The 12,355-nt window shown below is 50.3% G+C and carries 9 protein-coding genes; 1 reads left to right on the top strand and 8 read right to left on the bottom strand.

The genetic code is table 11. The features are described from left to right. The first annotated feature begins 290 nt into the window (after positions 1-290). Positions 291-1,256: a DUF6076 domain-containing protein gene (locus tag B5E43_RS10130; RefSeq protein WP_087396373.1), complete on the top strand. Its 966-nt coding sequence runs from the start codon at positions 291-293 to the stop codon at positions 1,254-1,256. Between the two features lie 118 nt (positions 1,257-1,374). Here the strand turns inward: B5E43_RS10130 and B5E43_RS10135 are convergent, their stop codons facing one another. From B5E43_RS10135 to B5E43_RS10170, 8 genes are read right to left on the bottom strand one after another with little or no spacing between them, the layout of a single operon-like run. Beyond that, complete coding sequence (locus tag B5E43_RS10135) at positions 1,375-1,755, bottom strand: rhodanese-like domain-containing protein (RefSeq protein ID WP_087396375.1); 381 nt, start codon at positions 1,753-1,755, stop codon at positions 1,375-1,377. Then, on the bottom strand, positions 1,752-2,285 hold the full coding sequence (locus B5E43_RS10140) for a GDSL-type esterase/lipase family protein (protein ID WP_087396377.1): 534 nt from the start codon (positions 2,283-2,285) through the stop codon (positions 1,752-1,754). Before B5E43_RS10140 ends, B5E43_RS10135 begins: the two co-directional genes overlap by 4 nt. A gap of 47 nt (positions 2,286-2,332) precedes the next feature. Beyond that, positions 2,333-5,056: an AAA domain-containing protein gene (locus B5E43_RS10145; protein WP_242964795.1), complete on the bottom strand. Its 2,724-nt coding sequence runs from the start codon at positions 5,054-5,056 to the stop codon at positions 2,333-2,335. Positions 5,057-5,080: 24 nt separating this feature from the next. Next, positions 5,081-8,143 (bottom strand): DEAD/DEAH box helicase family protein, encoded by a 3,063-nt coding sequence (locus B5E43_RS10150; protein ID WP_087396379.1) that lies wholly within the window; start codon positions 8,141-8,143, stop codon positions 5,081-5,083. 12 nt (positions 8,144-8,155) lie between these two features. Continuing rightward, positions 8,156-8,740 (bottom strand): hypothetical protein, encoded by a 585-nt coding sequence (locus tag B5E43_RS10155; RefSeq protein ID WP_087396381.1) that lies wholly within the window; start codon positions 8,738-8,740, stop codon positions 8,156-8,158. A gap of 13 nt (positions 8,741-8,753) precedes the next feature. Beyond that, complete coding sequence (locus tag B5E43_RS10160) at positions 8,754-10,886, bottom strand: site-specific DNA-methyltransferase (RefSeq protein WP_087396382.1); 2,133 nt, start codon at positions 10,884-10,886, stop codon at positions 8,754-8,756. A 15-nt stretch (positions 10,887-10,901) separates the two neighbouring features. Further along, entirely contained in the window at positions 10,902-11,513 is a 612-nt protein-coding gene (locus B5E43_RS10165; protein ID WP_087396384.1) for a TIR domain-containing protein, read from the bottom strand. A gap of 17 nt (positions 11,514-11,530) precedes the next feature. Then, positions 11,531-12,355 (bottom strand): macro domain-containing protein, encoded by an 825-nt coding sequence (locus B5E43_RS10170; protein WP_087396386.1) that lies wholly within the window; start codon positions 12,353-12,355, stop codon positions 11,531-11,533.

Genomic DNA, 12,355 nt, shown 5'->3' on the forward strand with positions numbered 1-12,355 from the left:
TTCGGCCGGCGACAGGTTTTGGCCTGCCGCTTTTTGTGCTGCGATGGTTTTTCATGAGGCGTTGAAAGCCTGTTTGTCAAGGTTCACGCCCTCGCTACTTATTTTCGTAGCAAGGTGCCGTTCCGAATGTTGGGGACCAATTCCCCGTTGACAATCGGATTTGCGGGTGTTAGACTATTGTAAGATTATTTTGACAGTCCCCTGTGAGAGTATTGTAGCATGTGAACCTACCCCCTTGTCAAGACTATTTTATAAATTTTTTATGATTGTCTATTTTGGAGGGCGCCGACATGTGGTATGCCAAGATGTACTTCTCTGAGAAAAAAGAGGTTTTCCAATTCGATAGCCACGGGATCCAGGGCGTACCCTCGACCTATCGGGAGCTCCCGTTCCTGGAGAGCCTGCTGTCTTTTCTGGAGACCGACTGTAAGGAGCTGGAGCCCCTGCTACAGCGGGCTTATGAGAATTGGTCCCTTCTGATCGACAGGGATGATAGAGATGCTGGGGTCCGTACCTTGATGGACCTGGGTGACCTTGGGAGCCGGCACATCTACCTGAATCTTCTGTATGTGCGCTGGTTTGAGCGGTTTGGACGCATGGGGATCACCCAGGACCGGGGGAGCAGGGAGGATCAGCAGATGCTGAAGGAGCTGCAGGGCATCCCGGAACAGCTCCCGCTTTATCAGCAGCAGGTACAGCGTTTCTTTGATCTCGTTCTGGATGTGGACAAGGCGGGGCGGGATCCCCAGCAGCAGGCATCGGCACACTATCTCTACGATGCCCCCAAGGACCCGTCTCTGTTCTCCTTCCGGCCCATCCCCCTCAGCTTTGAACCGGTGGAGCCGGGCCGGTGCTCGCCGGTCCTGTATCCCCTCCACATTTCGGACATGATCGACTACTCCCTGCGCAGCTGCGTGGAGCGTGGGATCACTGTCCGGCGGTGCAAGAACTGCGGACGGTGGTTCCCACAGACCGGCCGGGTCAGCGCGGAGTACTGTGAGCGCCCGGTGGCCTCCGGCCAGCAGACCTGCCGGGAGGCCGGGGCCTTCCAGCAGTGGACCAAGAAACAGTCTGACGATCCGGTGTTCAAGGCCTACCGCAAGGAGTACAAGAAACGCTTTGCCTGGATCAAGGCCGGCCGTATCACCGACGAGCAGTTCTACGCCTGGAGCGAACAGGCCAGAGAGATGAAAAAGAAATGCGACCGGGAGGTCATCACCCTGGACGAGTTCAAGGACTGGCTGGGGAAGCCGTGAGGACGAATCGGCAGAAAATGAACAACGGGACGCGCCCAAAGGCGCGTCCCGTGTATTCTTTGTATCGGCGATGCAGTTTTTGCATGGTCCACATGTGCTTAGGCTTCCTGTTTTGGGTCTATGACTCCGTCTCATAGGGCCAGGTATTGATGCCGCCGAATTCGTAGATATTGGTGTAGCCCAGTTCTACCAGGGTGGAGGATGCTGTCTTGCTACGGTTTCCGCTACGGCAGTAGACCAGAACCGTGGAATCCTTCTCGGGGATCACCTCGGCGGCGGTATCCTCGTCGATGCTCCCCACCGGAAGCAGGACCGCACCGGAGATGTGGCTGCTGTCGTACTCGTCCTGCTCCCGTACATCCAGGATGATGACCTCCTGGGTGTCCATCATCTCTTTGGCCTCCTCCTGAGTGATCTGCTGGTAGCCGTCCGAGGTATTTCCTCCGCATCCGGTCAGCAGCAATAGGGATAACAGCAAAGAGGGGAATATTCGTTTCATTTGAGTACCTCCAGAAGTCCGGCGGCAAAGGTTTTGTGCCCCTGCTCCGTAAAGTGGACGCCGTCGTAGGCCAAGGGGATGTCCCACTTTCCGGCGTCGGCAAAGCGGATGCCCAGATGCTCTGCCAGGGTCTGACAGAGTTGAGCAAAGGTGCGGGAATCGTCAATGAGTTGTTGGTTCGGCACCCACGCGCCCAGCTGTACTGGTGGTGGGGCAATCAGCAGGATTTTATTTTGATCCAAGGAGATGCCTGAGAGGAACCGATTCAGCTTCTCAGCGGCCTGCTCCGGACTTCTGCCCTGGAGCAGGTCGTTGGTTCCCAGCATGATAATCAGCAGATCGGTGTCTTCTGGTAAAACAGGAGCGGCAGATGGGATTTCCCGGCCGTTCTCTCCCATGTTGGAGACCGTCCATCCGGTCTCCGAAGCCAGGATGTCCACCCACCGGCTGTCCCCGTCATAGCGCCCGCCGAAATAGCCGTGAGGGTCGTAACCGTAGGTGTTGGAGTCGCCAAAACAGATGACATTCATTTGGTATTTCCTCTTCTCTGCGTGATATCGGGGGAGCTTCGATAGACTCATTGCCCTATGGAGATCGTTGCTCTCAGCTCCCGTTCAAGCCGTTCTTTCTCTCCGCTTTCATCTGTCCGGAGCCGCAGTAGCGGAATACCGCATAGTTCAAAAATCCGGTTTTTCTTTTCATCTCTGTCTGCCTGGGTGCTTCCTGCAGCGTGAAACGCGACTCCATCTACCTCTACTGCCAGCAGAGGAGACTTGTCCATCCTGCGGAACAAGAGAAAGTCCACATGGGTCAGGGGATTGCGGGCGTATGCGGTTTCCTCCTCTGTCAACATGGAGTAGTCTTTCACCAGATTGACCAACGACACATGGACTGCACAGTCCACAAAAGAAAACTCTTCCTTCTGGAGAACATCCTGGATCACAGCATAGAGAAGATTTTCCGAGTCATATTCCGAAACTCGCCCATGCTTTTTTAGAAAAGCCCGCCGCTGCTCGGCGTACCCCTGATAGAGCAAGTCAAAAACGGAGTAGACCGAACTCTCGATCACCGCACAGTTGTTGTACTCGATATAGCGGGCCAGATCACCGTAGTTAGTCCGATCATTTTGTGGATCCTGAGAGGTGATAACAGTTAGAGATTTGACAGCCCGGGATACCGCTACATTCAGCATTCTGGGGTCATCCACAAAGTCGGTAATAACATTATCCACCGAGGTGAGAATGATGGCGTCCTTTTCCCGGCCCTGGAACTTATGGACGGTAGCCACTTCCAGGTTCTTGCCCAGCTGTGTTTGAATTGCCGCCACCTGATCTCTGTATGGTGTAATGATGCCGATACTCCCATACCCTTGTCTCGCCAGACTTGGAAGTACCTCCTGCCGAATCACGTCGATCTGTCTTTGATTCAGGTGACCACGGGCGTGGTTGCCAGGCGCTGTCCGATACATGGTCAGGACATCCGGCTCTTCATGGTCCTCTGTCATGACGATGAGCTTCCCACCGTAGAATTTCTGATTGCAGAAATTGATGATCTTGGGATGGCAGCGATAGTGTTCCCGCAGGAGAACAGTGGGAGCCTCCGGCCATGTGGCAATGGCGGAGGAGAGCAGACTGTGGGAAGAGAAATGGTAGATCTCCGGGAGAGAATACCGCACCCAGACTGCCTCGCTGTCCTGGAAGTTTTTGCTGTCCAGCACATTGGGAAGTTGCTGGAGATCTCCCACAATGACGATATTACGAGCACTTGCAAAGGCGAGTACACCTGTGGCTAAATCTACTTGGGAGGCCTCGTCCACGATCAAGTAGTCATAAATATGTTCAAAGCTTAGCGTGCCTTTAATGGAGTAGGTCGTACTTAAGATTACTGGATACTCCCGGTTAAATTCCCCAGACTTCCCACGAAAATCCCGCATCTCAAAGCGACGACGTGGCTCCTGCCAATGGAATTTTTCACTCAGCTCCGCCCGGAACAACCGCAGAGACTTTTCCGTCAGTTCCGCCATCTTTTCGTCAAATGAATATTGCTCAAGTTTCTTCTCCAGTTGAGCCTGCTCTTCCGCCAATTCTTGTCGGCGTACCACATAGAATTGCCGCTGGAGGTATGGAATCACCAGTTCTGACGTCTGGAGGAACACTTTCAGCGCACTGCGATTGAAGCGAAAGAGAATGGATATCTTTTGGAGCAGACCCAATTTACTCTCCTGCTGGGCATGCTGCTCGTATTCTAACCACAGGGATAAGATCTTTTGGGAGGAGAGGCCCTTCACCTCATCCTTTGGTGCCTGGGCATAGGTGTTGTAGTACTCACTAAAATAGTGTTGTTCCGGCGTCAGTTGGAGGAGTTCCTGTTCAATGGCAGCAATGCGGTTCTTCGCATTGAGCATCTCACCGAGTTCTTTAGAGAGGACGGTCACCTCTTGATCCAACTGCGATTTCTCCTCCGGCTCCATAACCCAAGCCGACATGTCTGGATATTGTCCAGTCTGTGTCTCCAGAAAATGCTCCTTATTGGAACGACTCCCCAGAAAAGCAGTCAGAAACGAGAGCCCCTTCTTCTCCAATTTTTCCGCCACATTCAAGGTGGCGGAGTTATTGTTAGAGACAACGGCTACCGTCTGACCATTTCGAACCGCATTGGAGATGATATTCAGAATGGTTTGTGTCTTTCCGGTACCGGGAGGTCCCTGAATGATGCTGACCTGGGAGGAAAGGGCATTCTCCACTGCTGTTTTCTGGCTTTGGTTCAGGCCGAAGGGGTAGATGACTGCCTCAGGGAGCGCCTGCACTGCGGGCTTCTTGGAAGAATCCAGATAGCAAGACAGCACGGTTACGTCGCTGACACTTTTGATCCGCTCATACTGGGCGCTCAGAATGTTGAGGCCGCCTTCGGCTACCAGGCTGACCGCCGCTGCTGTTTCTTTGAAGTATTCAAAAACGCCCGCCTGCTTCTGGTCCTTCAGGCAGTTTTTCTGGAGTTCCACTTGGCCTTTGGGGTATGTAAGGGCCTTTTTTCCTGTTCGGAGAAAACGGTAAAAGGGGCCAAAATCCAGAATCACATCAACCTGTGAAAGAGGATTTCCGTTCACGGCAATAATGAACTGCGATGGATCAATCCGGTTCTGTACCTTCAGAAGCTGTACTTTTTCGGCATGGTAGTGATAGGCCTTTGGGGAATTGGTATAGATCACCTCGCACATACCGTTCTGAAAACGGAAGCTGGCGACGGAGTCGGTTTTATCCTGGCCATTGATTAAAATCAGGTATTGTTCTCCGTTCACCATGCTCTTCCTCCGTATCATGCAATTTTACCGCATCACTTTGTCCAATAGAGCCTGATATCCATCGATTACATCATAGACTACATCTCCGCTGCTGATAGCCTTAAAGTGCTCTCTTGCGCAGTGAATCTTGGCCTTTTCAATATCCCGCAGTTGCATAGATCGCATGGAACCCTTGGTCTCCGCCACAAAATAGATGTGTTTCACCTTTCCTTCATAAAAGGCGATGGCCCAATCCGGATTATAGCGGCCCACCGGCGTGGAGATGTAAAACCCATCCGGCAGTTTCACATAGACGGCTACCTCTGATTTGATTTCCAGATCGTTGGCAAAATCCCGCTCGTTAGTGGAGTCATAGAGAATATGGTCATAGAGATGTTTGTCCGCCTTCATCGCATTGGTGCCCAGCCTGCCTTTGAGGGTGGGCTCGGTAAACACATCTGTGTCATAACGGTCATCCAGAACGTGATAGGTGATGTGCTGAATGATAGCGGTGGCCTTCTGATCGTTGATAAGAGACGCGGCCTTTATAATGAACTCCTCCGGGTTCTCCTGGAACTGATTGAACACTACCGGCTGAATCCCGGTCAGGATGGCGATTACCGCTTTGCGGGTCAGGCTGGTTTCCTCCACCAGTTTGCCTACCAGGTCATACTTCACAGCACTGTTCGCTCGTACCTGCTTATCCTGGGAGTACAACTCGGATTTCTTTTTGGAGAAAGAACTTCCATCCAGTAGTGATTCCTTAGATTTGACTTCTTCCATGGAACCACTCTCTACCCTAAAATAGATTTTGGAAACTCGCAGATCCTTATCAAGAGATTGAATGGCCTTTTGGATTAGCTCTTGGGTGTCAAAGTCCACCACATAGACGGACTTGCTGTTAATTCTGGACCAGAGAGCCTTGAACTCCGGCATGGCCAGCTTGTCCGGGTCCACCTGCAGCTCCACATTGTTGCTCCGGGCGTTCTCTGGCTTCATAGCCCTGTCATTGTACACGGAGTCCAGAATTTCCAGAACAGAATCGGCGCAGTCTGCCGCTTCCTCCGCAATCTTCACCTGTTTGTTGGCCTTATCCTCGAAGAACTTGTCGGTCAGAGCGCCCTTGCGGTCCACATAGCCGTTGATGATCAGGTCATAGCAGATAGCCTGGGCGAGAACATCGTCCACCACCTGCTCATTGCCAGAGGTATCCCGGAGGACTTTACCCTTGAACAAGTCCGCCGTGACCGCACGGGGACGATCCGCCACGGCTTCAGCCATTTCAGACTGCAATCCCCGTGCAAAGCTATCATAGCTCTCGCTGGCGATGACCGTCAGCACATTGATGTTGTGGACGTCGTTTCCCAGCACATTGGCGTCCATACGCTCACCGTCCTGGTTGACGCACAGGCGGAGACCACGGCCCACCTCCTGGCGCTTGCGAACCTCACTGCTGCTCTGTTTCAGCGTGCAGATCTGGAACACATTGGGGTTGTCCCAGCCCTCCCGCAAGGCGGAGTGGGAGAAAATAAACCGCACCGGAGACTTTTTGGGGTCCCGGTCCAACAACAGCTCCTTGTTCTTCATGATCAAATCATAGGCGTCTTTGTCGTCGGAAGTCCGCTCCTTTTTATCGCCCAGCTTGCTGTCGGTCATGTGTCCTTTTTTATCTACAGAGAAATAGCCCGCATGGGTGTCCTCAGCCTTGATGGATTTCAGATACTTGAGATATTCATCCTCCCCGATGCCAAGCTGCATGGTGGAGAGAATGTCGTTGTACTCCTCCTCGAACATATCCGCAAAGATGCCGTTGTGGGGCTGTCCGGCGGCGTCGTACTGCTTGTAGTGGGCCACCTCGTCGATGAAGAACAGAGAGAGCACTTTGATGCTCTTATAGAACAGCTGCCGCTCCCGCTCGATGTGGGAGAGAATTGTCTCCCGGATCTGGATGCGGCGGAGCTGTTCTTCCGTGACCTTGCCTACCACGTCCCCTGCGTAGAGCTTGACACCGTTCAAAAACTCCAGGGAGTCGTCCCGACCGTCAATGGCCTTCACAACGAAGCCGTTTTTATACTCCTCCAGCTTGGTGACGTCCCCGGAGTTGTCATAGAGGTTGTAGCCGATGCCCACCTTACGGGAGATCTTCCGCAGGCCGGACTTCCCCATATAGTCGAACTGGATGGTGGCCGTGGGGGCTGCCTTGGAGAGGTTGATACCCTCCAGGTATACATAGCCGTCAGTGGCGGTGGAGCCGCTTTCGGTAATACCCTTGACGGCGATTTTCTTCACCAGCTTCTTGTTATATGCCTCCATGGCGTCCAAACGATAGACCATGTTGTAGATGCTGTCCGACTTATGAGTAGCGGAGTAGCGCAGGGTGAAGAGGGGGTTGAACTCTTTCAGCCGCTCCTTGGTCTGCTTGCCCTCCACAGATTGGGGCTCGTCGATGATCAGGATGGGGTTGGTTTTGGCGATGATGTCAATGGGGCGGCGGGAGCGAAACTCATCCAGCTTCATGTAGATGCGCCGGGCGTCCTTGCCCCGGGCGTTGAAGGCCTGGGAGTTGATAATCATCACATTGATGGAGCTGTCCGAGGCAAAGCGGTCAATCTCCGTCAGCTGGGCGGAATTGTAGATAAAGAACCGGATCTTCTTCCCATACTCCTCCGCAAGGTGCTCCTGGGTCACCTGGAAAGACTTGTAGACACCCTCCCGGATAGCCACGCTGGGTACCACCACGATGAACTTGCTCCAGCCGTAGTGCCGGTTCAGCTCGTACATGGTCTTGATGTAGGTGTAGGTCTTGCCCACGCCGGTCTCCATCTCGATGGTCAGATTATAGCGGCCCTCCAGCCGGGGAGAGGGGGCGATCTGGTTGGCCCGCTGGATCTTGTTCAGGTGCTCCAGCACCACCTGATCGCTGAGTTCCGGGACGATGGGCTCATTGCGCCAGCCGGTAAAACTCATCTCCTCCAGGGTGAGCTGGTGAGCGTCGGAGCCCCGGTCCATCAAATAGGTGGGGGTCAGGTAGGGCTGCCCGGCGAACACATCCACCACGGCCTTAGCGGCGTCAGCCTGAAATTTTTGATGTTTGAATTGGAGTTTCATTTCTGTACTTCCTTATGCTGGCGTGTTAAAGACCGATTGAAGGACATAGGGGAGCGCAATTTTACCTACTTCAAACCCTTTTTCCGCAATCCATTTCAACACGCCTTGAGCCTTTTCCCATTTTGATTCTTTTGATTTCTCCGCAGACAGAGAGGCTAATTTCCCGCATAAGGTATCTTTGTCCTCGGCTGATAATGATTCCTGTGGTAAAGAATTGATGTCAGAAACCGTTTGATCCAGAGAAATAGAGATACTGTTTTTCATTGCCTGCTGAACATTTTGAGTGACGTTTACAGAATTATCATTGTTGCGGAGTAATTTATGCAGTCCAGAAGCTAAATTGAGTTTATAATTATAAAGTTTAGCACGAAGTATAGTAGCGTCACCGATATTGTCGACAGGGGTTGTCATATATACATGATGTGGGCTGTATGCATCAAGTCCACTTCTTATCCCATCAATTTCGTTTTCATAAACCGCAACAATTTCATGCCGTAATTGTTTAGCTAATTCATCGCTTTTCTTTGAAATTGCTTCGTCAAGTTTCTCTATATATTCATCAAGTAGTTGAATTTTTTCTTCCATCGCATGAGTCATAAACATATCCCCCTCAAATCACCTTTACCCGGGTATCCGGGGCCAACAACTTGAAAATCTCACCCACGTTGATCTTCTCCGGACTGGTGGCAAAGCTACTGTCCCGGAACACGGCCCGGAGAGGCTTCCGCTTGGCGATCTCCCGGATGACGCTCTCCGGGATGTTTTCGTCAAAGCAGGCGATCAGGTCGCCGTCGTTGTATGTGTGAACGGTGCAGTCCTCCACCTGCTCAGAGCGATAGGGCATGGACAGGGGCAAGCCCCACTCCAGCAGGCAGCCGAACAGCAAGTCCAGGTCCGTGCGGTCGGGCTTGATATTGCTCTCCATCTTCTGGAGCATCTGCTGGTCGTACTCCTGGGCGGAGTAGTAGACGGCCTCCATGTTGGTCTCGTCCAGTTTGAGGACACGGAAACCAATATCCAAATCGTCCGCCATTTTCTTTTTAGCAGTAACAACTTCTGGGGAGTCAGACCATTCTGCATAAACGAACCCCATTGGTGTTCCGTGTTCTTTTTTGAACTTTTCCATTGCACGAACAGCTGTTCCTTCTTCCTCCAAGGCCTTTTTTGCCATATCGCCCGCCCGACGAATGCGTTCTTTACCGATTTCGCAGAGGGTATCATATTGTGGAGATGGACTTTTTTCTGGCAACTGAACCAGAATGAATTTACGGTGTCCACCGTCTTGAGCATTTTTTCGCATGACAGCGTGAGCGGTAGTAGCAGAACCCGAGAAGAAGTCCATCACAATGGAGTCCTGGTCCGTGGCAATGGTCAACATACGGTCCAGTAGACGAACTGGCTTCGGTGTGTCAAATGGAGCGGAACTATCAAACAAATTTTTAAGTTCTTTTTTGGCTTCGTCAGTGTGCCCCACTTCTTCGTATGGCCAAAAGTTTGTAGGCAATTTGCCAACAACCTTATTGATATATGTTTTTCGGCGAATTCCGCCTCTCCCGTTTTGAGTGAAATAGAATCTTGGCCATTGGCCACGCTCTAATACAGCTTCTGCCTGAGCCTGCGCAACTTCAAGCGGTTCTACCAGTACCAATGCTTTTACATCTTTTTTGACGTCATCAGAAGAGATACCGCAGATTTGTGCTCGCTTTTCTGCATCTTGCAAGTCCTTCAAAGTGTACTGTGTCCACCCATTCATAATTTCCAACATAGTATCCTGTTGATAACGCCAATGGGCACCGCTATATGGATATATCATTTCGCCGGTGAAAGGATGCTGTATTGCATACACCATGCCTTGATGAGTTGAAGCATCCGCCGCAAAAGCATCACTGCTTGTCCAAGGCATGATATCATTATCTGGATTCTTGTATTTCGCATCCATTTCCGCTGTGCGAGGCAGATAATTTGGCATCCAAGAGGTTTGCTTGCTATATACAACAATATGTTCCACTTCACTGACGACTCCTTTGGAATCGTTCCGAGGAGAATATGTTCTCTGCCAGGAAATGTCCGCCACAAAATTGCTTTCTCCAAACACTTCTCTGCACATCTGCAAGAGATTAGCACACTCGTTATCATCAATCGAAATGAAAATGACCCCATCGTCCGCCAGCATATTTCTCGCCAGCATCAGCCGCGGGTACATCATGCTACACCAGTCGGAGTGGAACCGGGGATTGCTCTCGGAGTTCTCCGCAAACTGCTTGTTGCCCTCTTCGTCAAACAGGCCAATCTGCTGGTCATACTCCTGCTTGTCCATCTCAAATCGGTCGTTGTAGATGAAGTCGTGGCCGGTGTTGTAGGGCGGGTCGATGTAGATCATCTTCACCTTGCCCAGATAGGCCTCCTGGAGCAGCTTGAGCACCTCCAGGTTGTCGCCCTCGATATACAGGTTTTCGGTGGTGTCCCAGTTCTTGCTCTCCTCGGGGCAGGGGCGCAGGGTCTTGCGGATGGGCTTGTTAGCCTCCACGATGGAGGCTTTCTTGCCCACCCAGGTGAACTCGTAGGCCTCGTCCCCCTCCAGCACATCGTCGGACAGCATCTGCTTAAGCAACTCAAAGTTGATGGCCTTTTTCAGCCCGCCCTTGCCGTCCGGGCCCTCTGTGATGCACCCGGGGAACAGGGCGGCGATCCTCTCTATATTCTGTGCCGTCAAGTCCGGCGTCTCAAATTTCATGTGGTCCATTATGAAGTTCCTCCATTATCGAAAATTGCGGACCTTAACCTTCGATGCAATCTCACTTGCTCGTTTATCAAATGCAATATTTACATAGCTTTCGGGATCGGCAACAAAATCATCCCATTTTACGAGAACACAGTACCGTTCACTTTCGGACCATGCGCACCCAGAATGAGGCTCTATGTAGTAATTTGTGCTGAACTCTCGAATTACAGTGGAGTCTCCAATTACAACCGTATTGTGTGTACCGCCGCAAGTAAGGCATTGGTGACTCCCTTTATAAATGCGGTCATACATTTCCGGTAGGACTACACCCAAAATTCCGTTTCGAGTGTTACCAACCCCATTATATAGAGAAGCTTGCAATTCTCGTTCAATAAAATAGTTTTTTCTTCGTCCCATGAAATCACAGCCTTCATTTTCAGAGGAGTGTGTTCCAATCACGAAGATTGTTACAGTAGAGTCCTGGAGATAATCCTGGCGAATTGTTTTCATAATGTAGTCACCATCATTGCTGTTGATAACTCGGTCAAGCCCTTTGTTAATCAAATCCGACTTTGCAATCAACTTATCAATGCGCTCCCGATACCATTGATCTTCCTTTTTGAAAGAAATAAAACATTTGTGCCCCATGGTAAACCTCCTATGCTTCAAGCCTCAAATCGCTTTTTTATATCGTACAAACTAATTTTATCCAAGCAATCATTTGTGAGAACAATTTTCGCTTTAGCTGGATATTGAAATCGAATACGACTGACTTTGAACGTCCAAATAATTATTTCAAGAAGTTCTTGATCCGTAATATTTTCGTAGCCTCGGAAGCGAGTGATTCCTGAACCAAGTAATGGTAAAACCACCGTGTTTCCACCATAATGAATATCACACTCATTCCACATATTCATTAGGCAAGAAGTGAAGTCATTAATCTCTAAAAACGCACGATTATCTTTGTCAAAGTGGGTAAATGCAAGGAGAAAATATTCACCATTTTTTATTATAGTTCCAAGCCTATATTGGTTTGTCTTGCCAGTTTTTCTTTCGCATTTTCCAAGAATATATTCTGCTGAATGTGAATCTGAATCAATGGTTTTATCCAAGTCGGAGGGATTCAGATAAAAGCGGGTGATATATTGCCCATTTAATGTGTTTTTTGAAATCAATGTGCCGTCTACTTTTGTGTCAAAAAATTCGTTAAACGGAATAATTTTGAAACCATCCTCTGAAAAAATGTCACCCGTTTCGATTTCCATTGTTGAGTTATTTATTTTTAACGATATTTTCTTGAGATTATTCGCACGATACCACCTGAAAAGAAATACTACGACAAGAAAAATGGCAAACGCAATAAAGCAACATGTTTTTTTGTCATCGGGGATATCCAAAAACAGAAAAGTAAGTGAGGCAATAACGCTAACGATAGAGAGAGTTGCGTAGTATTCCTTCCATAATTTCTTGTTTAGGAATTTAACTTTCAT

The organism is Flavonifractor sp. An100, assembly GCF_002161175.1.
Classification (GTDB): domain Bacteria; phylum Bacillota; class Clostridia; order Oscillospirales; family Oscillospiraceae; genus Lawsonibacter.